This window comes from Saccharolobus shibatae B12, assembly GCF_019175345.1.
GTDB classification, from domain to species: Archaea; Thermoproteota; Thermoprotei_A; order Sulfolobales; family Sulfolobaceae; genus Saccharolobus; species Saccharolobus shibatae.
This window is the reverse complement of record NZ_CP077717.1, coordinates 2,045,207-2,069,377: the sequence shown is the minus strand read 5'-3', so window position 1 is coordinate 2,069,377 and position 24,171 is coordinate 2,045,207. Positions and strand designations below refer to the sequence as shown.

The 24,171-nt window shown below is 36.2% G+C and carries 16 protein-coding genes and 2 pseudogenes; 8 read left to right on the top strand and 10 right to left on the bottom strand.

The annotated features are described in order from the left end of the window. Window positions 1-244 precede the first annotated feature (244 nt). A complete protein-coding gene (locus J5U23_RS10835) occupies window positions 245-880 on the bottom strand; it encodes a 2,5-diamino-6-(ribosylamino)-4(3H)-pyrimidinone 5'-phosphate reductase (RefSeq protein WP_218266152.1) in 636 nt (211 codons plus the stop codon). A 186-nt stretch (window positions 881-1,066) separates the two neighbouring features. Between J5U23_RS10835 and J5U23_RS10830 the strand changes: the two genes are divergently transcribed. Both J5U23_RS10830 and J5U23_RS10825 read left to right on the top strand, forming a co-directional pair. Further along, window positions 1,067-1,264: a hypothetical protein gene (locus J5U23_RS10830; RefSeq protein WP_244988786.1), complete on the top strand. Its 198-nt coding sequence runs from the start codon at window positions 1,067-1,069 to the stop codon at window positions 1,262-1,264. 168 nt (window positions 1,265-1,432) lie between these two features. After that, window positions 1,433-4,459, top strand: coding sequence for a S41 family peptidase (locus tag J5U23_RS10825; protein WP_218266151.1), 3,027 nt, complete (start codon window positions 1,433-1,435; stop codon window positions 4,457-4,459). Between the two features lie 746 nt (window positions 4,460-5,205). Here J5U23_RS10825 and J5U23_RS10820 read toward each other — a convergent pair. The 9 genes from J5U23_RS10820 to J5U23_RS10780 form a co-directional block, all read right to left on the bottom strand. Then, window positions 5,206-5,577 carry a PIN domain-containing protein gene (locus J5U23_RS10820; protein WP_218258251.1) on the bottom strand — a complete coding sequence of 124 codons (372 nt, stop codon included), beginning with the start codon at window positions 5,575-5,577 and terminating at the stop codon, window positions 5,206-5,208. Further along, window positions 5,553-5,780, bottom strand: a complete 228-nt coding sequence (locus J5U23_RS10815) for a hypothetical protein (protein WP_009989781.1) — start codon at window positions 5,778-5,780, stop codon at window positions 5,553-5,555. The genes J5U23_RS10820 and J5U23_RS10815 overlap by 25 nt, the downstream gene beginning before the upstream one ends. A 427-nt stretch (window positions 5,781-6,207) precedes the next feature. Continuing rightward, window positions 6,208-7,383, bottom strand: coding sequence for a winged helix-turn-helix domain-containing protein (locus J5U23_RS10810; protein WP_244988785.1), 1,176 nt, complete (start codon window positions 7,381-7,383; stop codon window positions 6,208-6,210). 748 nt (window positions 7,384-8,131) lie between these two features. After that, entirely contained in the window at window positions 8,132-8,851 is a 720-nt protein-coding gene (locus tag J5U23_RS10805) for a zinc-ribbon domain-containing protein (protein ID WP_218266149.1), read from the bottom strand. Window positions 8,852-9,317: 466 nt separating this feature from the next. Continuing rightward, window positions 9,318-11,504 (bottom strand): malto-oligosyltrehalose synthase, encoded by a 2,187-nt coding sequence (locus tag J5U23_RS10800; protein ID WP_218266148.1) that lies wholly within the window; start codon window positions 11,502-11,504, stop codon window positions 9,318-9,320. Then, window positions 11,501-13,657, bottom strand: coding sequence for a glycogen debranching protein GlgX (glgX, locus tag J5U23_RS10795; RefSeq protein ID WP_218266147.1), 2,157 nt, complete (start codon window positions 13,655-13,657; stop codon window positions 11,501-11,503). The genes J5U23_RS10800 and glgX overlap by 4 nt, the downstream gene beginning before the upstream one ends. Window positions 13,658-13,826: 169 nt before the next feature. Then, window positions 13,827-15,506 (bottom strand): malto-oligosyltrehalose trehalohydrolase, encoded by a 1,680-nt coding sequence (gene treZ, locus J5U23_RS10790; RefSeq protein ID WP_218266146.1) that lies wholly within the window; start codon window positions 15,504-15,506, stop codon window positions 13,827-13,829. Between the two features lie 19 nt (window positions 15,507-15,525). Further along, window positions 15,526-16,011, bottom strand: a complete 486-nt coding sequence (locus J5U23_RS10785; RefSeq protein ID WP_218266145.1) for a hypothetical protein — start codon at window positions 16,009-16,011, stop codon at window positions 15,526-15,528. A 50-nt stretch (window positions 16,012-16,061) separates the two neighbouring features. Further along, window positions 16,062-18,158: a xanthine dehydrogenase family protein molybdopterin-binding subunit gene (locus tag J5U23_RS10780; protein ID WP_218266144.1), complete on the bottom strand. Its 2,097-nt coding sequence runs from the start codon at window positions 18,156-18,158 to the stop codon at window positions 16,062-16,064. Window positions 18,159-18,279: 121 nt separating this feature from the next. On the opposite strand from J5U23_RS10780, the pseudogene J5U23_RS10775 reads away from it, so the two are divergent. From J5U23_RS10775 to J5U23_RS10750, 6 genes and pseudogenes are all read left to right on the top strand, one after another. Continuing rightward, a pseudogene (locus J5U23_RS10775) lies at window positions 18,280-18,477 on the top strand (thiaminase II/PqqC family protein); the annotation flags it as partial. A 71-nt stretch (window positions 18,478-18,548) separates the two neighbouring features. After that, entirely contained in the window at window positions 18,549-19,985 is a 1,437-nt protein-coding gene (locus tag J5U23_RS10770; protein ID WP_218266143.1) for an RNA-guided endonuclease InsQ/TnpB family protein, read from the top strand. After that, window positions 19,978-20,406 (top strand): annotated as a pseudogene (locus J5U23_RS10765) (thiaminase II/PqqC family protein); the annotation flags it as partial. The gene J5U23_RS10770 and the pseudogene J5U23_RS10765, both read left to right, overlap by 8 nt. A 46-nt stretch (window positions 20,407-20,452) precedes the next feature. Next, window positions 20,453-22,267: a S53 family peptidase gene (locus J5U23_RS10760; protein ID WP_218266142.1), complete on the top strand. Its 1,815-nt coding sequence runs from the start codon at window positions 20,453-20,455 to the stop codon at window positions 22,265-22,267. A gap of 69 nt (window positions 22,268-22,336) precedes the next feature. Continuing rightward, window positions 22,337-23,110, top strand: coding sequence for a dienelactone hydrolase family protein (locus tag J5U23_RS10755; protein WP_218258239.1), 774 nt, complete (start codon window positions 22,337-22,339; stop codon window positions 23,108-23,110). Between the two features lie 129 nt (window positions 23,111-23,239). After that, window positions 23,240-24,169 carry a metallophosphoesterase family protein gene (locus tag J5U23_RS10750; RefSeq protein WP_218258238.1) on the top strand — a complete coding sequence of 310 codons (930 nt, stop codon included), beginning with the start codon at window positions 23,240-23,242 and terminating at the stop codon, window positions 24,167-24,169. Window positions 24,170-24,171: the final 2 nt, after the last annotated feature.

Below are 24,171 nucleotides of genomic sequence, written 5' to 3'. Positions count from 1 at the left end.
CACAAAAACCTTTCCTTATATTGGGGAGAAAGTCTTGCTCTTTAAAGTCTCAGAAAGTATAAGTTTAGCACTGATATCGAATAAAAAACAACCTATATTCTTTATAGAATAGCAGATAATAATTCTAATATGAAGACTTTACAATATTTTTCGCAAAAAATAGTTACGTTCTATTGAGTATCCAACATGCAACTGAATTGGAGAGAAGTCTCGAATAATCGCTAATAATATGATCTAAATATTTTTATTTCATATATTTCTCGTACGTAAGATGGACTTCGTTCCCACATTCGCAAATTTTTGCATCAATTAACTTGAGTCTAGGCGAATCCTCACCAATAAATCCTTCTCCTTGTGTAAAACTGACTCCATTTCCAAAAATTCTAGGAGAAATTGTTATCCTAATTTCGTCGTAAAGATTGTCTTTTATAAACCACCATATTAAATGTCCGCCTCCTTCAACCATTAGTCTTCTAATGTTGAAGTTGTTGTATAAGTCCTCTAAAAGGTCATCTAAATGAAGGAATTTCCTAACGATAACTCCTTTCCTATTTAATTCCTCGGCTTTTTCGCTTTCGTAATTAGAAGTATAGACTATTGTTGAGGGTGGTGTGGTGAATATCTTGTATGAAGGGTCTAGATTGAAACTTCTAGTCACCACTACTCTAATGGGGTTTCTCCTATTTTTACTATACTTTACAGTTAATGATGGGTTGTCTACTCTTACCGTATTAGCTCCCACCATTACTGCATCAACCTCACTTCTTATCTCATGTTGTCTTTGCTTATCATAAGGGCAACTCAATTCGCTATAACCAGTTTTCGTTGCGAGTCTACCATCTATCGATACTGTGCTAAATATTATTACATAAGGTCTCATAACCTAAAGGATCTAATTGGAGTAAAAGAGTTTTGTGGAAAACTGCTTTGTGGATTACTCAATTTTCTATCTAAACTAATGTTAAACTTACAAAATTGGGATTAAGGGGCGAAAAGCCTCGCCAAAGAGATGGATGGTCCCCTTATATGTATATACCCCTTTATCGAGATATTTTTAATGATGTTGATGACGCTCTTCTCCAGCTCGATTGAGGGTTTAATGAGACTGTGGGAAGAGCATCCATCATTCCCCTTCTCTTTATCTCTTAATCGACTAGACGTAATGAATGAAAGTCCATACCCTTTAAGATGGGAGTGGATCTCTGATCCACTCGACTGCCCACCAAATGAGAGATGTAAACCCGAATCAATGGTGGAACGATGAACCCTCTGGAGAGGGAACCTCACCCTTCCAGGGTAGGGAGAAAGTCAGCTTTAACACAACGATAGATTCTGAATTTGAGAAAATTTAATGAACTCAACATCTAAAGAAATTGAAGGATTTACCTTAAACAGTGGAAAACACTATATACTTAAAGTTATACATTATCATATGAGAGCGTACTACATGTACCCCGACATTAGAGGGGATCTAATATCATTTACTTCAGATGATGACGTTTGGCTTCTTTCTTTAAAAGACATGAAACCGCTTAGGATAACAAGTGGTTTAGGAGTTTCCATAAGGCCTAAAATAAGTCCAAGTGGTAGAAAAGTTGCGTTTACTGTTGTTTGGCTTAAGAGTGGTAAGCAAGGTGGAGATATCTACGTTGTTGAAGACGGGCAAGCTAGGAGGGTTACCTATTTTGGTAGTAGGAATAGTAGGGTTGCTGGTTGGATTTCTGAGGACGAGATTATTGTAATAACTGACTTTCACACTCCTTTTGTTCAATGGACTGAGGCGTATAAGGTGAATATAAATAGTGGAAAGGCAGAGAAATTGCCTTTTGGTATGTTATCCAACGTTGTAATAAGGGATGATATAATAGTAATTGCAAGGGGTTATCAAGACTTACCAAATTGGAAAGGGTATAAGGGTGGAACTAAGGGTGAATTATGGATTTCTCGTAATGGTGGTAAAACCTTTGAGAAGTTTGTTAGTTTAGATGGTAACGTTAGTTGGCCCATGATAGTTAGAGAAAGGATTTACTTTCTATCAGACCACGAGGGAGTTGGTAATCTCTATTCCGTTGATTTGAACGGTAAGGATTTAAGAAAACATACTAATTTCACCGATTACTATTGTAGGAATGCCAGTAGTGACGGTAAGAGGATTGTTTTTCAAAACGCTGGTGATATATATTTGTACGATCCAGAAAAGGACGGCTTATCTAAACTGGATATCGACTTACCTACTGATAGGAAGAAAAGGCAACCGAAATTCGTTAGTGTAATAGAATACATGAATGAGGCTGTTGTAAATGGTAATTACGTTGCTTTAGTAAGTAGGGGTAAGGCATTTTTAATGAGGCCGTGGGATGGTCCCGCAGTTCAATTGGGCAAGAAACAAGGTGTAAAATATAGGCAGATTCAAGTTTTACCTAATGGTGACGTGATAGGAGTAAACGATGAGGACAAATTGGTGATTTTAGGTAAGGATGGGAGTGAGAAGGTAATAAATAAGGACTTTGGTAGGATAGAGAGAGTTAAGGTTTCTCCAGATGGTAAGAAAGTATTACTGTCTAACAATAAACTTGAGTTATGGGTTTACGAGATTGATAGCGATAACGCCAGATTAATAGATAAGAGCGAATACGATCTAATTTTAGAATTTGATTGGCATCCAAATAGTGAGTGGTTTGCCTACTCTTTTCCAGAAGGCTATTATACTCAGTCAATAAAGCTTGCCAGCGTTGACGGGAAGATTGTTAGGATAACAACTCCCTATGGATATGATTTTTCACCGTCATTTGACCCTGATGGTAGATATTTATATTTCTTGGCTGCAAGGCATTTAGACCCAACTAACGATAAGGTAATATTTAATTTAAGTTTCCAGAGGGTTGTTAAGCCATACCTAGTAGTTCTAGGGAATTACTATTCCCCATTTAATCAGCCATTAGATGAGGTTAGTAGTAACGACAAAAACGTGGTAATTGAGGGAATTGAAGATAGAGTAATTCCGTTTCCGATCGAAGAGGAGAATTACATACAAATAGCTGGAGCTAAGAACAACAAGATCTTCCTATTCTCTTATCCAATAAGGGGGCTGAGGTCACTGACTGGAGATGTATTTGGTAGGTTAGAGGTTTATGATCTGGAGAATAAGGCAAAGGAGTTATATGCAGATAACGTATCAAACTTCTCCTTGTCTAGCGATAAAAGTAAAATACTTTTAATGCTTAAGGATAATCTAAGACTATTTGACGTTAACGCAAAACCAGATTTTAACTCAACTGGAAGGAAAGGTGGGGTAATAGATTTATCTAGAGTTAAGGTTTACGTTGAGCCTGAGAAGGAATGGAGACAAATGCTCAGGGAAACGTGGAAGTTGATGAAGCAGAATTATTGGAATGAGGAGAGATTAAAGAATTGGGACTCCGTTTTACCCAAATATGAGAGACTTTTAGATAGAATAAGTACTAGGTTTGAACTTTCCGATATAATTCAAGAGATGCAAGGTGAGACTAGGACTTCTCATTCCTATGAGACAGCTTACGATTACGATACTCCAGAGCCGTTGTCAGTTGGAGGTTTAGGTGCTGAGTTTGAATATGACGAGAACAATAAATGTTATAAGATTACAAAAATTTATGTTGGGGATTCTACTAATGAGAATGAGAGGAGTCCATTAAGGGATCCTGGTGTTCAATTGAATGTTGGAGATTGTATAAAGGCTATTGATGGGGAAGAGGCGAACGGCAACATTTACTCTCATCTAATAAACAAGGATCAAGTGATTCTTGACGTAATAACTAATGACGGTAAGAATAGACACGTTACGGTTAAAGTATTAAAAGACGAAAGGTTCTTAATATATAGGTATTGGGTTGAGAAGAATAGGGAATACGTTCACGAGAAGAGTAAGGGTAGGTTAGGGTATATTCACATACCAGATATGATGTATCAAGGGTTCGCTGAGTTTTACAGATTGTTCATGTCCGAATTCCACAGAGAAGGGTTAGTGGTTGACGTTAGGTTTAATAGGGGTGGTTTCGTCTCAGGATTACTCTTAGAGAAGCTACTCTTAAAGAGGGTTGGCTATGATCATCCTAGGAATGGAAAACCAATACCTATGCCGTATTTCTCATCTCCTAAGGTTTTAGTGGGAATAACCAATGAGCATGCTGGGTCTGATGGTGATATCTTTTCGTTCTTGTTCAAGAAGTACAAGCTAGGAGTACTTATTGGTAGAAGAACTTGGGGAGGTGTTGTTGGTATAAGGCCCAGATATAGATTAGTTGATAAGACCTATATCAGTCAACCAGAGTTCGCTGTTAACTTCGAGGATGTAGGTTTCGGTATAGAGAATTACGGAGTAGACCCAGATATAGTTGTTGAGATTAAGCCAGAGGATTATGTAAATAATAGGGATACACAATTAGATACTGCAATAGAGTTAGCATTAAAACAACTTTAACCACTTTTTAGTTAATATAACAACTTTATGTTCCCCAATACTTTGTCAGCTTGCTCAATATTTATTTCAACGTTTTTCCAAAGTTTACGCTTTAATACTCAAAGCAGTAATAGTGGAAACCATCCAGATCTTGGTTTGCAACTCATTTACATCCACTTCTTAAGCATTTTCCTTGTGACTTATAAAAAAGGCTCTCACCACGTAGGCTTTATTTAATGTTCAAGTCGTAAATTGTTATGTTAGGAATTATACTCCGTATTGGAAGGTTTCGCTGGTTTGATATCGGATCTTGTAGTTTCCTCGTTTGCTTAATCCACTCTTGACTCTGGCGTATTTCTGTTGTTGAAGGTTTAGTCTATGATGATTACTATGGGTCAGTTGATTGTTTCGCTTAGTGTATTGAGATATTTGTTCCACTCTTCATTTACTCTCTCCAGCGCTGAGAAGCGTTGTCCGATCTGAGTAAAATTGAGAAATAATCATAATTCAAATGTTTTATATTATATAATTATACATTATATCAAACTATAAAGAATGACATAATTTATATTCATCAAGTAATATCGAGATAGCTGTACTGTTTTGCAGAGAAATTTGTCAAAAACCAACCAGGCAAGCTTTGTTCTGCTGTTCTTTAGGTATACACTCAAATGTGAATTTTTAGTGAATTTAACAGTAAAGCAAATTTACACTACATTCTCTAGTTTCTGTAATAAACATGTTTAATATGTTTTAAAAATGCTTGTCTAAATTAGTTTTAAGCCGTATTTCTCTAATCTTTTAAAATGTTTCTTATTATGTGTCATCAGAGAGAAGTCATTAGCTATGCATATCGAAGCTATTAATAAATCTGGATCTTCAATTATTTCTCCCTTCTTTCTAAGTTCTGCGTAAATTCTTGAAGCAGTTTTTAGGGAGTTATTATCAATACATACTACGTTAAGGTTAAGTTCTATCCACGATTTGAACTCATCTATATTTTTCCCAATAAAGGCTAATCCTCTTAAGAATTCGTAAAGATTAATACATGTAGTATAATAACCTATGAATTTCTTAATATCATTTCTAAAAGCATCTATAAGTACATCCGTATCTAAACAAATTCTCTTATTCTCCAATTCTTCCTATCCTCCTTAGTCAAATCCTTAAGAATCTCAGCCTCTTCCTCAGTTAATTTCGGTATTCTCTCCTCTTCCTCTCTAAATATGTTCTGGAAAAATTCGTCCCAACTTAACGGTTTGTTTAACTTAATTTCCATTTCCTTCTTCTTCCTCTCAAGGACTTCCTTAACTTTTTTACTGACAGTTATTGTTGACTTCACACATAGTTATATAATTACATGATTATATAAAGTTTATCATACACATGATATAATTTCTATAAAGTTGGGGGCGGCGAAAAATCTCGCCTATGGGATGGATAGTCCTATATTTAAACACCTCTTTTTTCAAAATATTTCTTAGCAATGTTAATGGCGCTCCTCAGCTCGATTGAGGGCTTAATGGGACTATGGGAGGAGCAACTATTATCGTTCTATCTTCTATCAGGGATACGGGAGTATTCTATAATACTAAATTAAAATGAGTCGCATAATAAGTTAGCGATGTGATTACATCAAAGTGTTCAGCCGGTAAGTTGACTTTGCGATTAATTGTCATTCCTATCCAAAACTCTGGCACTAAAATCGCTATCAGTAGTTTATAGGCATTCAAATTCCAATAAGATCTCTATAAAGTTCATTAACGTTATTATTTGATTTTCTTCTCATCGTGGATATCCTCATTCACTGTAATTACTCCTCCGTTTACTGATGCAATGATCTTTAAAACACCGTTTTTCCCTATCCTACTTTTAGGTAACGTGACAACTCCTCCATTAATATTGGAATTTGTGATAACAGTCATATCTTCTGGAATTGTTATTGACATATTCGAAATCCCTCCATCAATCTGTATAGAAAGGTTAGGGTTAGTGTTGGGTATGAAAACTATTTTACCGCCCATTTTTCCTCCATTTAAGGATAACCTGACCTCATTTTCCGATACAACGTTAATATCCACTACTCCCCCATCAACTTCTATTGAGAGATTATTTATTTTTAAATCAGAAACGTCTACAGTTCCTCCATCCAAAGAAATCTCTAAGGAATTCAGATCCGGATAAGTGATTTTAAGATAGCATCCGTCAGCGTTTATACTATCCTTCTGGATTTCCAGATCCTCTAAATCGATGCACTTAGCTAATAAATGAGGATCTCCTCTTCTAATTTTTACTACACCACCATCAAGATGAATTCTCAAATTGCCCGAATATTGGAGAGGGCCATTATAAACAATATTAAGTTGTCTCTTGGGTAAGAATAAAGAGATTAAACTATCTACGAAACTCTTTCTCTCGTTCTCGTCATTAGTGCTGATCGAACCTACGTTTTTAGATTTGTATGAAACGATTTCAAAAAGATCCTCTGTACATTTTATAACATTTACATTTTCAATCAATTCCAATACCTCACTTAAAAGTTTAGGTTCTATGTGTTTAAACTCTACCGTATCAACGTCTTTTATTACAAGCTTTCTTCCCTCATTTCTTAATTTTATAATCATATTTTCTGTTACAGTGATATTATCTGCATATTGAATTATTAAGGGAGGGGGATTGTTATTAGTAGTATAAGGAATATTGAAGTTATTATATTGACCTTCGATTGAATTTATGATTGCTAGAACCCTCTTTCCTTCTTCTGTAAGCATATAATTACCTTGGGAATCTTTGGTTACTAATCCTTCCAGTTTCTTTAAATGAAATGCCAAAGCAGCACTCTCAATGTTAAGCTCCTCAACGAGTTGTGAGAAAGATTTGGGTGTAACTAGCGTTTTTAGTATTCTCCTTCTGATGTCGTTCGAAATAGCTTCAAATGTGTCCATGATCATATAATTGTAAGCGGTATATTTAAGAATTTTGTAAAGTTATATCAAGTAAAGAGAAATTTAGTCATGAAAATTTTGTGGCAATCTCCTAAACTGTTGAGAAGATTTAAAAGGAAGTTTATATTAATTTAATTTAGTAATTAGTAAAAAACTTTAAATATAATATTAAATATTTTTAATTAATTAAGATAGATTTCAGTATATCGAGACGCACAATATGCTTCGCTTCCAATAGACTCATGGGAATCGAGATATTGTCCAATGTGAGTAAAACTAAAAAAATAACGGTAATCACAATATTTTATATTGTATAATTATACACTAGACTTAGTTGTAAAGAGTAATATGATTCATAATGATAAATATAATAGGAATAATTATGCAACTCCACAAAAACTTATCAAAAATACAGCTAAGTGAACCTTGTTATGGCAGATTTCTTAGAGGTTACAACATAAATACAGCAGATAAGATATTAAGTACTCACTAACTCAAGTAACACCTTAACGTTTAATTCTATTTGGCATAATGTTATCTAATTATAATTCTTATTAACCCTACTCATGAGTTTCTGTTTTAATCATCTTCGATAACGTTACATATAATTGTTTACCCCAAAGCCATTTCCCAAATGAACTCTACCTTTACTATCTGCCTTTCTTTCTTCCATACAATAGATTAAAAGCTTTTCCCACTTTCAGTTCCAACCCATAAATGAAATTTTTAGATTTTTAAAAAAAAACTATTAGAGAATGTTAATCAGGTCCTCCAGGTGGTTTTGAGGTATCGTGGTGGGTCCGAAGATCTGCACTTCTTTTATTAGGCTTCCGTTTAATAATATTATCTCCGATATGTAAGAGTGTAAGAAATCACTATAACGGTACATCACAAACTCATTATTTGATAACACGATCAAACTGGCATTAAGGTAGTGCAACGCTCTCTGATCGTTGAAAAATCCTTGTAAGCTGAAGTAGTTTAATGCTTCAGACGAATTGCTGAAGTACCACAAAGTCAAGGTCATGTTATAAGTCCGCTCATCTATTATACCTCTGAGGCTCTCCGTGAGACCTTGCGCCATCGGAGTTTGTTGATTAGAACCGACTCCTATCACTAAGCTATTCGTATGGTTAGAACTCAAGTTCATCACAATAGGTTCTGAAATTATCATAGCAGTCCTTCCCAATCCCACTACTTTCCACGTACCACCTAAAATCGCCGACACTTGAGATGGAGATACCAATTCTTTAGCATATATACCGAGAGTAGCTGGGACAAGTACTGTCATGGATGCTATTATAAATACAGTGATGATAATGCCTGCGATAAATGGAACGACAAGCCATTTTCTGGGTCTGCGGGACGGTTTCATGTAAGGTTGCTGGGTTGGAAGTGGAGTACCACATTTGATGCAATAAAGTGCGTCATCGGAATTTTCGAAATTACATATAGGACATTTTTTCATGTGAAACGGTATCTCAATTTGAAATAATAAAACTTTTCTCAATGATGTTCGATATTTTCATTATTAAGCTATAAATTATCGTACAAAGAAGTTCTCCCCTTAGAGTAAGAACATAAAATAAGAATTTACATTATTTTTTATAAAGCAAAAAGAGAGTTTGTAGTCCAATAGTGACACTATGAGGCAATTAATCAAATTATTTCTTGTGAGGAATGTAATGTCTCTCTTTCAAATAAGATATTAATTTAGAGTAAATTAAGAGAACAATTATGGAATATAACAAATTTAAACAAACATAGCATGTAATACCTGAATAAGGAAAATTTCGATTTATTTCATGTCTTGAAAAAACAACATGCATACTCAAGAGGAATCACATGCTTCATCTCTTATATAAAACTTATACTCATATCTGAGTAATACATATCTGACCAGAGTAGTTCAAGAATAAATCTATATAGATAGTTCACTCACTTTTTTCAGTTAATATAACGACTTTGTGCTCCCCAATCAACTCGCTCAAATTGTATTCTCCACTACTAATTTCCTCATTTCTGATCCAATCAACGCTTTTTTGCCTTATACTAATCTTCTCTTTAACCTCCCTAGTCACTATTGGTGAGAAAAGGACAGTTACTTTTCCCCTTTGGAAGCCAAAGGGTAATGGTTTATAATCGTTTAGTGAATACTCTCTTCTAAGCTGTAGCAATTTCTTAACATATAACATTTTGGTTCTTGGATCTGAGAGTTCTAAGTTCTTTTCAGTCAAGTTGTTTAATAATTCCCTTAGTTTTCTGAAATCCACCGCCATTCTGTTATCAGGGTCTGTAAGTAAGAATCTCCAAACTTCAGTTCCTTGGTAAATATCTGGTACACCGGGCGAAAGGAACTTAAGTGTCGTTGCAACTAATGATTTCATATAACCGAAATAAACTATTTTCTTCTCAAAATTATCAAAATCATTTCTAAAACTACTGTTCTCGAACACTTCATCTATGAAACCCAGAACCTTCTTTTCATACTCTAAATTTGGATTTTCCCACGTTGTATGTACCTTAGCTTCTCTTATGACCTTAATAATGTGGTTCTTAATTCTCTCCTTATTATCAAATCCCTCGTAACTTCCCACAAGTGTTTGATAAAATCTATACTCATCATTTTTATCTATATTTGGCCTTAATAAATCATGCCAGTATTTTACCCTCTCCTCCCACTCCTTTGGTATCTCAGATAGTACTGATATTCTCGCTCTAACGTCTTCACTGAATTTAGTATCATGAGTGGAAAGAGTGTTCATTGATATGGTATTTACTCTGCTTAGGTTAAAGTTATGAAAGTCTTCGATGCTTAAACTGAATCTTCTTAGGTCACTCCCAACCTCGTTAAGGGAAATTAATCTATTGTAGATGAAGAGGGTAGTATCCTCATAGCCCTTAGCGAAGATTGCTGGCATGTATTGTTGGAGTCTCATGATTCCCTTTTCATCTTTTAACTTTCCCTCCTTATCGCATTCCCTTATTCCGTTAATATCCTCAAATGGTAAATACGTCCTGTATTTTTTCATACATGCTAGAAAATCTACTAAATAATCGTAATTAACGTTCAGTAACTTGCTTAATCTTTCAATGTCACCTTTAAATAACTGATTTGCAACTAATTTTTTACTTTGTATTATTAACTCGTCTATATTGATTTTCCTTCCAATGAAATTCTCATAAAACTTAGTTAACTCCTCCTCACCACTTCCATCTACTAATAGCATATTAACGTAGTTCAAGAAATCATATCCAGTAGTCCCATCTACTTTCCAATCATCTCTTAATTTCTCGTTGATTGACAATATCTTCTCTACGTATATTATCTTATCATTTCCTACTAACTGTCTTAGCTTATCTAAATACTCCTTAGGGTTATATAGTCCATCTATGTGATCAATTCTTAAACCGTCAACTGGTAGCTTAGCAATTATCTCGTGAGACTCTCTAAACACTTCATCCAATTCTATCCTAACAGCTATCAAATCATTTACTGCAAAAAATCTCCTATAGTTTGGATAACCTTTCTTCCAGTAAGTTAGCTGATAATATTGCATTAATAGTAATTTCTTTATATCCTCTTTCTTTAAACATGAATTATCAAAGCAATTAATCCTTTTCAAGAATTCAACTCCCTCATCATTTATAGGTAATACAAGCCCTCTGTACTCTATATTATCCTTCTGTAGTTTTATCAATCCCTTATCTATAACGGTATCCAACTCGTCCTCAAGTATTGGGAGGATTATCTTGTCATCATCGTAGTGATCAAAATAGTTATAGTATTTACTATTCTTCCAACTCTTTAACAGATCCATAAGCCTCCAATTAGTATGATGTACCGCCATGTGATTTGGTACTATATCTTGTATGATTTCTAAACCTCTACTCTTAGCTTCCTTAACTAGTTTAAAGTACCCCTCTTCTCCTCCTAATTCCTCATTAATTTCACTATGATCTACTACATCGTAGCCGTGGGTGCTCCCTGGTCTAGCCTTAAGTATTGGAGATAGGTATAGGTGTGATACTCCTAATTCTTTAAAGTAATCCAAATTTTCTATTGTATCATAAAAAGTGAATCCCTTATTGAGTTGCAGCCTATATGTGCCTATTATCATAGTTCTGTCCTCCTATAAACTAATGCTGTTCTTCCCTCAATTTCCAATTCCTTCTCACCATCTACAATTCTTTCTTCTGGTTTTATCTCTCTCAAATAAGAACCAACAACTAGTTCCCATTTACCTTTTGGAAACTTCACTTTTACGTTATTGGGATTTGCGTTAAGTATTATTAAGAATGAATCATCCGCAATTCTCTCTCCGTATATGTTAATCTCATCCATTACGCTCCCCTCTAACACGAAAATAACTGTTTGCGTTGGAGAATTCCATGTTTTCTCATCAACTTCCTTACCGTCTGAAGTGTAAAATGTTACATCTTTTAGTGGCATGCCGAATAATTTCTTTCCTTGAAAATATCTTTCCCTTCTGAATACCGGATGTGCTTTATAAAATTGGATCATTTTTTTAACAAACTCCAAGAATTTTGATTTCCTCTCATCCAAATTCCAATCAAACCAAGTTATCTCGTTGTCCTGGCAAAACGCGTTATTATTTCCTCTTTGTGTCCTGCTTAGCTCATCTCCTCCTAATATCATAGGAGTTCCTTGGCTAACGAGTAATGTTATCATGAAGTTCCTTTTTTGTTTCTCTCTGCACATAATTACGTTTTGGTCATTTGTAGTTCCTTCTGTACCACAATTCCAACTGTAGTTCTCGTTCATTCCATCTTGATTATTAAATCCGTTCGCTTCATTGTGTTTTTGATTATAACTAACTAAATCTTCTAATGTGAAACCATCGTGCGAAGTTACGTAGTTTATACTTGCAAATGGTGTTTTATTATTACCTAAGTAGATGTCTGGTGAACCTAATAGCCTGTTAGCAATCTCGCTATAGGGTAACGCTTCTCCTCTCCAAAATCTCCTTATAGAATCCCTATACTTTCCATTCCATTCCGCCCATTGATATGGGAAATTCCCAACTTGATATCCTCCTTGTCCTACATCCCAAGGTTCAGCTATCAGTTTTACTTGTGACAATATTGGGTCTTGCTGTAGTGCAATGAAGAACGTATTTAACATATTAACGCTATACAATTCCCTAGCTAAAGCTGCAGCTAGGTCAAATCTAAAGCCATCTACGTGCATTTCCGTAACCCAATACCTTAAGCTATCTAGGACCATCTGAATAACTCTAGGATGGCTAAGGTTTAACGTATTTCCAGTGCCAGTGAAATCTAAATAATATCTCTTATTGTCCGGTTGGAGCATATAATATGCCGTATTATCAATTCCTCTGAAACTCAACGTTGGTCCTAAGTGATTTCCCTCAGCGGTGTGATTGTAAACCACATCAATTATAACTTCAATTCCTGCGTTATGCAATTTGTTTACCATTCTCTTGAAACTGATTACTTGTTCTCCTAAACAGCCGCTACTGGAATATCTACATTCCGGGGAAAAGAAGTTTATTGGATCATATCCCCAGTAATTTGTTAGTCCTTTATCTATTAGAAATCTTTGATCAATAAAGTGGAAAACTGGCATTAATTCTACAGTAGTAATCCCCAAATCTTTGAGATAGCTGATCATTTGTTCTGAGGCCAAACCTTCGTAAGTTCCCCTTAAATTTTCCGGCAAATCTAATCTGAGTTTTGTAAACCCTTTCACGTGAACTTCATAAATTACGGTATCCTTTAATGGAACTTTCTTTCCCTTAATGAAATTTTCATCATCCCATTCAAAGTATGGATTAATCACAACACTTTTAGGGACATATTCGCTTGAATCCCTCTCGTCATAACTTAAATCTTGATTTTGATCTCCTATCTTATATCCAAATACCGCATCGTTCCAAATTACATTACCATTTATGGCCTTAGCGTAAGGATCTATTAAAACCTTATTTGGATTAAACCTTAATCCTAACTCTGGTTTATAAGGACCATAAACCCTATATGCGTAAAGTTGCCCAGGTCTCAGTCCTGGGATGAATACATGCCAAATATCTCCAGTTTTGTTTTTAACCTCTATTATCTCCTTTGGATATTTTTGATTTGTCTGGGAGTAAAGGAATAATTCAACTTTTTCTGCGTTTTCTGAGAATAAAGAAAAATTTACGCCATCCTCATCTTCTATCCAATTTGAACCTAATGGATACGGATCTCCAGGACGTAAAGGTCTATCCCTAGTTCTGAAGAATATCGACATGGTGGTATTTATTATTATATTTAGTTTTTAAAAAACCTTATCTTAACATCGCTAGGAGCATTACTAATCTTTTGACTTCTTCTCTTCTCTTTTTTTCTTCCTCATCGATTTTGCTTTTACTCATCATCTAAAGTATAATCATTAATAGGAATTTTTAAACTCTCCTGCCCTAAAGTTTATATAAAGCAAATCCCTTATCAAACTCATACTTACCTTCTTCAATATGCTGAGGGAATGAATTATTTGAGGACAAAAGTAAAGTTCCACTGTACTTAACTTCAATAGATGATCTAGAGAAAACGCAGAGTGATAAGTACTCTCTTCCCTTTATGATTAACCAATTTTCGCCATTCTCGACGTATACTCTCCTATCACACGCTATGCTCAACTCATTTCTCATTTTTATTAAAATCTTGTAAAATGAAAAGATTTCCTCGTCAATCTTCCAACTCAGTTTAGAAGCGTTAAAAGTTGACTCATCTTGAGGGTCAGTATCTTGCCCATTTTCCTTTTTTCTCCCTTCCCTTAATCCTTGTATTAGTTTAGTGTCTGAAAAATCAGAAAAGAAATAAAATGGATTTTGCTCACCGTATTCCTCTCCCATGAAAATCATTGGAATGTATGGAGAAAGAATATAGAGAGCTGCAGCAATCTTATAGCTTTCCTTGTCGACTAATTTAATTATTCTTTCACCTTTACCTCTATTTCCGACCTGATCATGATTTTGTATATAAACTACGAAATTGCATCCATCTAGCTCACCAACTGGTTTTCCGTGAGTTTTCCTTCTAAATTTGGAGTACTTACCATCATATACGAAAACGTCCTTATATGATTTAACTATATTGTCAAGGTTACCGAAATCCAGATAATAGCCTTGCCTCTCACCAGTTAAGTACGCGTGAATAGAATGGTGGAAATCATCCACCCATTGAGCATCAATATTATATCCACACTTTTCCTTGGGATTAACGACTCTAGGATCGTTTAAATCACTTTCGGCTATGACAATCCTATTATACTTATGCACAACGTCAGCTATTTCCTCCAAGATATGCTTAGGAGAAGTGTCAATAATTGAATGAACTGCATCTAATCTAAACCCATCAACGTTATATTCCTTAATCCAGTACTCAACGTTTTCTAAGATGAACTTTCTAACCTCATCGCTTTCAGCATCGTCAAAGTTAAAGGTTAATCCCCATGGCGTTTTGTATTTCTGTGAGAAATATGGCCCCAATTTAACCATATAGTTTCCCTCTGGTCCAACGTGGTTGTATACTACGTCTAAAATAACTCCTAAACCTTTCATGTGCGCTTCATCAACTAACTTTCTAAAACCTTCTGGCCCTCCATAAGAGTTCTGTACGGCATATAAATAAACTCCATCATAACCCCAATCCCTTTTCCCAGGGAATTGAGCTATTGGCATTATCTCTATTGCCGTAATTCCCAAATCCTTTAAGTAGTCAAGTTTCCTTATCACTCCCTCAAACGTTCCCTCTGGAGCGAAAGTCCCCACGTGTATTTCATAAATTATCAAGTCCTCTTTCTTCAGAAAAGTCTCGTTGTTGAACTCTTTACTTTCTTGTATAATTTGTGAAGGCCCATGTACACCTTCTGGTTGATATCTAGATGCTGGATCTGGTATTTCACTAGCATCATCTAAAACGTATTTATACCTATCTCCAACCTTTACGTTGTTTAAGGTAATGGTGAAGTAACCTTTATCATCTCTTTCCATTTCGTAAAGTCCCTTCTCTAGAACCTTTAGTTTAACGCTCTTTTGATAAGGTGCCCATAAGGTAAAGATTACCTCATTTCCATCTATTTTATAACCAAACGTCATTAAATTTTTCTTTACAACTCTAACTTATAACTTGTGCTATGGAACCAGCAAGTATCATCATGGCTAAGGAAAGTAATAAGAAGATTAAACTAATTTTAGATAAATTGGCAATACTATTCCTCAACTCTAGGATTGTAGCGTCACCTTCCTTAATACGTACCATAAGCCTTATCCTATTGCTTATAACTATCCCTGCCCCAAAAGCCAATAACCCAAACGCTCCTCCTATTAAGTTTAGTAAGGCCCTTAACCTAATGTCAAGGCTTGAACGTAGAATTGCCGCTACTAGAAATAAATTCCCTTGATAAGGGGCTAGGTAAATGTAGGCGAAAATTATTATCCCAGTTATTACTGTAATGACTGAGGTTATCATGAAGAATTTCCCTATTCTCTCAAATTGCCTCTTATCTTGAGGCTTAACTAAGAAGTTAAGTAGAGCTGCTCCCGCCCACAGTGCACCAAAAAAACCATGGATCTCGTTTAATCCATCGAAAATTACATTCATGGGTTTACCTCTGCATGTTCCAAAAATAAATTTAAATGATATTAAAGTCCTTATTCAAAAAGGTCTTCTAGACTCACTGGAACCCTATTTATCCTTCTCTTTATAACGTCTTCGATAGCGTTAGTTACTGCAGCTGCAGCTATTCCAACCGGAATCTCCCCTATCCCCTTAGCTCCATAAGGAGTTGATGGAGAGGGAGTTGGAACTATGTTAACCTCTATTTCCGGTAAATCAGCAGCAGTTGGCATTCCGTAATCTGCTAAGCTAGTAGTCAACAAGTTAGCGTTATCATCATATACGTAATGTTCATATAACGCAAGGGAAATTCCAATTGCAGTTCCTCCTATTACTTGTTCTCTTACTAGATCCTCATCTATTGGAGTTCCAGGATCAATGTAAACTACGTGCTTTATTGGCCTAATCTTACCATCCTCTACTCTAACTACTGCCAGATCACAAGCGAATGGATAGGCATTGAATCTATACTTACCTTGCAATGTGTAAGTGAAGTCGACCTCTTCTCCCTCAAGTGACGTAATCCTAACTTTTCCTCCATTTTCCCCTATAAAGTACCCATCTCTATAATCAATAACCTTATCGTTTAAGATAACCTCAGCCTTCCTCCTTAATCTAGCCTTTAACTCTTCCACTGCACCAGAAACTGCCCCAAAGGTGTAAATTGCCATTCTACTTCCTCCTGGACCAAAGGATGTTGGTAATTCAGTATTATCTAGAATCTCATATGTAACGTCATCTGGACTTATCCCTAATAGTCTTGAGGCCATTACTACTGCTGAATGCTCATTACCTTGTCCTTCTGGACCAAATCCTAAACCGATTACAACTTTGTTATTCTTAACCTTAATTTTCACTCTCTCGCTACCAGAAGGCGTACTGGGATCTGTTGATAATGCCAAACCCACTCCAGTGTTCTTATTCCTCAATGCAAAGATATCGTTTCTTGATAACGCTAAGTCCAGTAAGCCTCTCGGATTTCCAGAATCATAGTATGCGAATCCAGTGTCATATGGAAAAGAATCTATTGCATTGATCTTTCTCACTTCAGCCTTACTGATACCTAAATCATCAGCTATGGCATCCATGGTTCTTTCCAGTGCCCAAGTATGAGGAGGTGTACCAGCACCTCTAAATGCTCCAGCCGGGTTCTTATTTGTGGCAACTAAGGTTCCAGTATATCTTATACCTCCAACCTTGTATGGTCCCGTTAAGAACCCTAAAGGTTTAAAAGGTTGACCAGCATCTCTAGAGGCACCAATGTCTTCCCATATGTGAATATCTAAACTATTTACTCTTCCATCGGAGGAATAGTAAGCGTGAATTTTGAATTTCCTTTCCGGTCCACTTCCATTTGATGCCATTAAATGTTCAGTTCTTGTCTCAATCCACTTTATTGGTACTTTGAACTTCAACGCTGCAAAACCTAACACTGTCAAGTATCTGACTAGAGAGAACTTCTCACCAAAGCTTCCTCCTTGTCTAACGTTCTTATGGACTACTTTAACTCCTAATGCCTTCTGGATTTCATTGGATACTACGTTTCCTGCTTGTTGATTCGAAATTATGGTCAGCCCATCATCTGTTGGAATTACGATTGCCCCATAAGGTTCTATTGGATTTCCAGAACTTCTAGACCAGTACAAATCTAATTCTAAGTGTCTGCCTTGCCTATTAATCTTTCCAAATTCGAAGGTTTGTTCTCTTACTACGTTTGTCTTCAAATCCTCAAATACAATTACTTTGTTCTGTAATGCTTTTTCGATGCTTCCTATACCTTCTAACGGTTCGTAGTCAATCTGAACTAATTCAGCTAAATCCATAGCTTCGTAGGGGTCATTAGCAATAACCAAAGCTACTGGTTGACCAACGTATAATGCCTTATTTATTGCCATTAGTGGAGTTGTTAAACTGGCTCCCTCTCTTTCACCGGACTCAACGCTCCTAGATACTAAATCTTTACCGGTTAGAACTAGTGCTCCTCTTCTTTCCGCATCTTCTTTATTGATATTAATTACTCTCGCGTGGGAATATGGACTTCTGATAAACACTGCATATTTTCCCATATACGTTATGTCGTCTACGTAATTACCCTTTCCTACTAATAGATCATATACATCTATTCTTCTCATTGCTTGTTTGTTAGCTAACTAACATAAAAATTTATCCAGTTGTTATAAGGAAGTTATTTATTATGGTTAGATATAAGTAAATTATAAAATGATTTATAATCTAGCTTTGTAATTTATGATTATGAGTATACTAGAACAGATAAGAAAGGAGTTAGAAGGACTAAATGAGCAAATAATTAATCATCCCTTATTAAAGGAGAAGGTGTTGAGAAAGGAGGTAGTTAATAGTTTCGTTGTAAACCAATGGTACATTGTAAATCACGATTTAAGGTCATTAGCAATAGGTCTATCCAAGAGTACTAATATGGAGGAGCTTGATAAAACGAACTACAAACCTCGTCTTTTTAAGGCAAGGTAAAGCTTTTTAACCAACTTAACAAACGCTCTCCTATGACACCTCCTTCCGGTCAACTTACTGAGGATGAGGAGCGGGAGCCGACCATTACTCCCGCAATACCAGAAGGAGGTGTCTACGAAGTTAAGTTCGGGAATAGGAGGACAAACGTACTTCGTCTCCTACCAAACGGTCACCAACACAAAAAATTACTGAAGTTAGCAGATGTTTCAGCCAAGTTATTCAACGAGATAAACTACGAGAGGAGACAACAATTCTTTCACGGAGAAGAAGTAGACTTCAAAGGAACGTGGAATAAATATTACGAGAAGTATAAGAACATACTGGGTGTTAACGCTCAAGCAGTAATGCAGAAGAACAACGAGGCGTGGTCCTCCTTCTTCTCCCTACTTAAACTCAAGAAGGAGGGAAAACTACCACACATGGATCACGTATCTCCTCCACGTTATTGGAAGGATAGGGAAAACAAGAAGAGAAAAAGGATTCTCATGGTTAGACAAGACCGTTATGAGGTGGATGAAGAGAGGAAGAAACTTATCCTCAAGGACTTTCATATGGAGATCGATTTTGAAGGTAGGTTAAGGTGGTACGGTAAGCAAGGTAGGTTAGAGATTATTTACGATGAGGATGTGAACAAGTGGTATGTACACATTCCCGTAGATGTTGGTGTTGAGACTACTAAGAGAGGTAAGCAATCAAAACACGTAGTTCATGGTGAAAGGAAGTCAATTCAAGTAGTTTTACCACAAGGTAATAAGGTAGCTTCTATTGACTTGGGTGTAAACATCCTTGCTAGCGTAATAGTAGATGATGGTACTTGGTTGTTATACAAGGGAGTTAGGGCAAAGGAGGATTACTTTTACTTTGAGGGGAGGATTGCTGAAGTTCAATCGCTTGCAGATAAAGCTAGGAGCGTGGATGAGTACGAGGCTTATGAGGAGTTAACGGGAGAGAAGAGGAGGCTATTCGAGAAGTTGCAAAGGAGGTTTCTTCATTTATACAGAGCTCTAGCAAGTGGTATTGTTGAGGAACTTCACAAGTTGGGCGTTTCCACAATCTACTTGGGCTATCCTTATAACATCTCTCAAGATAGGGGTAATAAGTACACGGTGAATGTGTGGTCTTATCGTAAGCTCATTGAGGCTATTGAGCTTAAGGCTCAGGAATACGGTATGAGGGTATACGAGGTGGTGGAATACAATACTTCTAGGTTCTGTGCTTATCATAACGTGGAAGTGAGGAGGCAGCCGAGGGGAGTAGTTTATTGTTCTCTAGGTCATAAGCTGCATAGTGATTTGAATGGTGCATTAAATATACTAAGAAAGGGGACAGGGAAAATAATAAATAGTATAAAGAAGCCTCTTTCCTTCATAGTAGACCATAATCGAATAGCTCCCATAAAGGGGAGTAACGCTCTAGACCCAAGCAGAACCCTCGCCCCATTTAGGACGGGGGGTGGGTCAGATATTTAAGATATTAGTGGATGGAGATTATGCTGCGTTGAAGGAGTTGGTAAAACTGATGAAGGAGTTGGGAATTGAGGTAAAGGATCCACTTTTATATAATGTATCACCTCAAGCCATAAGCTACACTCACTATTTATCCTGGTTAGCTAATTACGCGGAACCCTCCGAGTTCTTGTTTACTGGGATTGTGAATTTACCAGTATGGGCTAATGTTGTAACTAGATTTGGGGAAATGATAAAGGAGAGATTTGGGATTAGGGAGACGGGATTCTTTGATGCATTCAGAGGTTCTTATAAGGAGTTGGAGGATAGGATCGTTAAATTGATAGAAGGTAATCAAGTTGATAGACTTAGAAGGATTGCTTACACTATTCAGTACTACGAGAAGTCCTTCTGGGATTCAATATATGTTGCTCATCAACAATAATTGAAATATGAATAAAGTTTATATTAAATGATATAGAAAGCATATTATGGAAAGTGGAAATGTAATATTAAAAAGGTTAATGTTACTTCTAATATTAGTTCTAAGTACTACGACTTTCCTAGCAACTATAGCAGAGAGTCAAGTACAATATTATTATATAGAAACATCTTCTCCACAATACTCAATACTTCCGGGATCAGAATTTGTGGAACCTCTCAACAGTAGTCAAACACTGTACATAGCAGTTCTCTTAAATTTCACTAATTTACCTTCTCTTCAATCATATCTTAACGAAATTTACCTCTCTGCCTCACAATTCCATCACTGGCTAACTCCATCTCGATTTAGAGAATATTACTATCCTTCCGAATCCTATGTGAACTCACTAATAAAGTATCTAAAATCCCATAATTTACAATTTCTAGGCAATTATGGTCTAATACTAGTATTTAATGGAACTGTAGGGAATATAGAGAGGGCATTTAACACTTACATTAACGTTTACTACTATCCATTTAAGAACCTCTATTGGTTTGGTCTACTAGGGATTGAAGATATAGGTCCATTTTACTACTACTCTAATAACGTTACTCCATCATTGCCATATAATGTTGGAAAATACGTATTAGGAGTAGTTGGGATAGATAGTGTAGATCCCAAAGTAATTAGCGTAGTGACGCAAGCGTGGCATTTAGATATGGTTAAAGCTCAAAGTGGACTAGTTTCAAAAGCCATAATTTCGCCAATAACAATAGGGCAATATTTCAACTTTACCTTGGCTTATGCACACGGTTATAACGGCAATGGTAGTAACATTGCGATTGAGGGAGTCCCTGAGTCCTTTATAAATGTATCAGATATCTATCTGTTTTGGCAATTTTATGGTATACCTAGAACTGGTCATTTAAACGTTATATATTTTGGTAACGTTACAACTGGAGGCCAATCTGGAGAGAATGAGCTTGATGCAGAATGGTCTGGTGCCTTTGCGCCTGCAGCCGACGTTACGATAGTCTTCAGTAATGGTTATGTGGGCGGTCCCCAGTTAGTGGGTAATTTACTAAACTATTATTACGAGTACTATTACATGGTTAACTACATAAATCCTAATGTTATTTCAATCTCTGTAACGGTTCCAGAGAGTTTCCTAGCAGCTTACTACCCTGCAATGCTATATATGATTCATAATATAATGATGCAAGCAGCTGCAGAAGGAATTTCCGTATTGGCGGCCTCTGGCGATTGGGGATTTGAAAGTGATCATCCTCCTCCTAATTTTCATATTGGAATTTATAATACGATATGGTATCCTGAGTCAGATCCCTATGTAACGTCTGTTGGCGGGATATTCCTTAATGCATCATCTAATGGCAGTATTGTGGAAATAAGTGGCTGGGATTATAGTACTGGAGGTAATAGCGTAGTTTATCCAGCACAAAGTTACGAGATAACTTCACTGATTCCGTTTACTCCTACTGTCGTTAGGACTTATCCAGATATCGCATTCGTCTCAGCTGGTGGTTATAATATTCCAGAATTCGGTTTCGGTTTACCTTTAGTATTTAACGGTCAATTATTCGTATGGTATGGAACTAGTGGAGCAGCACCAATGACTGCTGCGATGGTTGCCTTAGCGGGTACCAGATTAGGTGCACTCAACTTTGCATTTTATCACATCTCATATCAAGGTATAATAGAATCTCCACTAGGCAATTTTGTCGGTAAGGTTGCTTGGATCCCAATAACTAGTGGAAATAATCCATTCCCAGCCCATTATGGATGGAACTACGTCACTGGTCCAGGAACGTATAGTGCATATGCGATGGTTTATGATTTGCTGCTATATTCCGGCTTAATTTAAAGTTAATTATTTTTTTATCTAACAAAAATAGATAGTTAACTTTTAAACCATTTGCCAGTAAAGGTAAATATGGAAAAGGAAATATTTTACGATTCAGAGGGTGCTAAAATAAGGGCTTTCCTAGCTTCTCCAGAAAGTCCTAAATTGGCAGTAATAGTAATACATGAAATATGGGGTCTTAATGACAATATAAAAGACATCTCAAGAAGGTTGGCAAACGAGGGTTACATGGCATTTGCTCCACAATTATACACTAGAAATGAGGACGTTCTGAATCAAGAGAACATCCAGAACGTAATGATGAAAGTATGGAGTATACCACCAGAAAAGAGGAATGATCCAAACTCTTATCAGCAAATAATGTCAGCGTTAGATGAAAAAGGCAAAAGAGTAGCTGAGTTGTTAGTTTTAAATAGGCAAAAGACGGAAGAACAGATGATAAAGGACGCGATTAAGGCTTACGAGTACGTAAGCTCTCAAGGCGTTAAAAAGATAGTCAGCATGGGCTTCTGTATGGGTGGGGGTTTAGCATTCCAGTTGGCAACTGAAGTGCCATTAGATGGGACAATAGTTTTCTATGGCAGAAATCCCCAGCCATTGGAGGCAATTCAGAAAATAAAGGGGCCAATATTAGGTCTATACGCTGGAGAGGATCCGCCAATAGATGCTGGGTTACCAGATTTAATATCCGCCGTGATAAAGTATAAAAAGGATTTAGAGCTCAAAATTTACCCTGGAGCCTATCACGCGTTCTTTAATGATAGGGGACGTTCATACAATAAAGAAGCATCTGAAGACGCATGGGAAAGAGTTAAAAACTTCCTAAGGAGGGTTTCAAAGTGAGTGAGGAAAAGAAAAAGCAGCAAGTAGATCCTTGTTTTTTGGCGTGGGTTTACCTGTTGGAGGTAATTGAAAAGAAGGAGAAAAAGGACTAATTAATTTTTTAATTTGTAATTACAAATTTAAGATAGGATGGTCTTTAAATTTAAGATAGGATTCTTTACCGATGTTCACGGGTCGGAGTATTCATTTAAGAGATCACTAAATATTGCAAAAGCTAGGAAAGTTGACTTTCTCATTGTAAGTGGCGGATTAATGGCTAAAGAGATACTGTTTGTAGAGGATACTGGAGGGAAGTATTTCCTAAATGGGAAGAAGGTTAATTTGAATAACCTCAACGAAGAGGCGTTAAGGTCTGGTAAATATATAGTAGTAGATAAGAAAGAGGTAATTGAGGATATAAAGAGTGATAAGAGTAAACTGGAGAAAGTAATTAGTGAAAAAGTAACTGAGCAAATGTCAAGATGGGTTAAAATAGCAGATGAAGTGTTTCGTTTAGAAAGGATATTTTGGTCTGCAGGGCACGGCGATATTCCGCAACTTGACTCTATCCTTAAGAATTTTGGGGGTAAATTGATTAATGAGAACGTAATAAATATAGAGGAAATTCAGATAGTCTCGTTAGGTTATGGTTCTCCAATGGGAAATTCATATAGGGAAATTCCAGACTCTGAATTATACATAAAGGGTAAATCATTACTTAAGGACGCTGATAAGGAAAGATTAATTATGAACTTTCACATGCCTCCTTTAAATACTAAATTGGATAACGCAAAGGTTGGTTTAAGGAAATCTCATGTTGGTTCAAAGGCAGTACTTGATTTAATTACCGAATTCCAACCACTTATTTCACTTCACGGTCACGTTCATGAAAGTACTTCAATGGATAAGATAGGGGAGACCATTGCATTAAACCCTGGTAGCTTATACCAATTGGGTGATCCTTCCATAGTTACGTTTGAAGTTCATAAGGAGCTGAAGAGTTTCGGTAGTGTAAGTGTTAGCAAGTACATTATAAAGAATATCGAGTTCGTGTCCACTAATCCTTTAGACGTGGTATAACT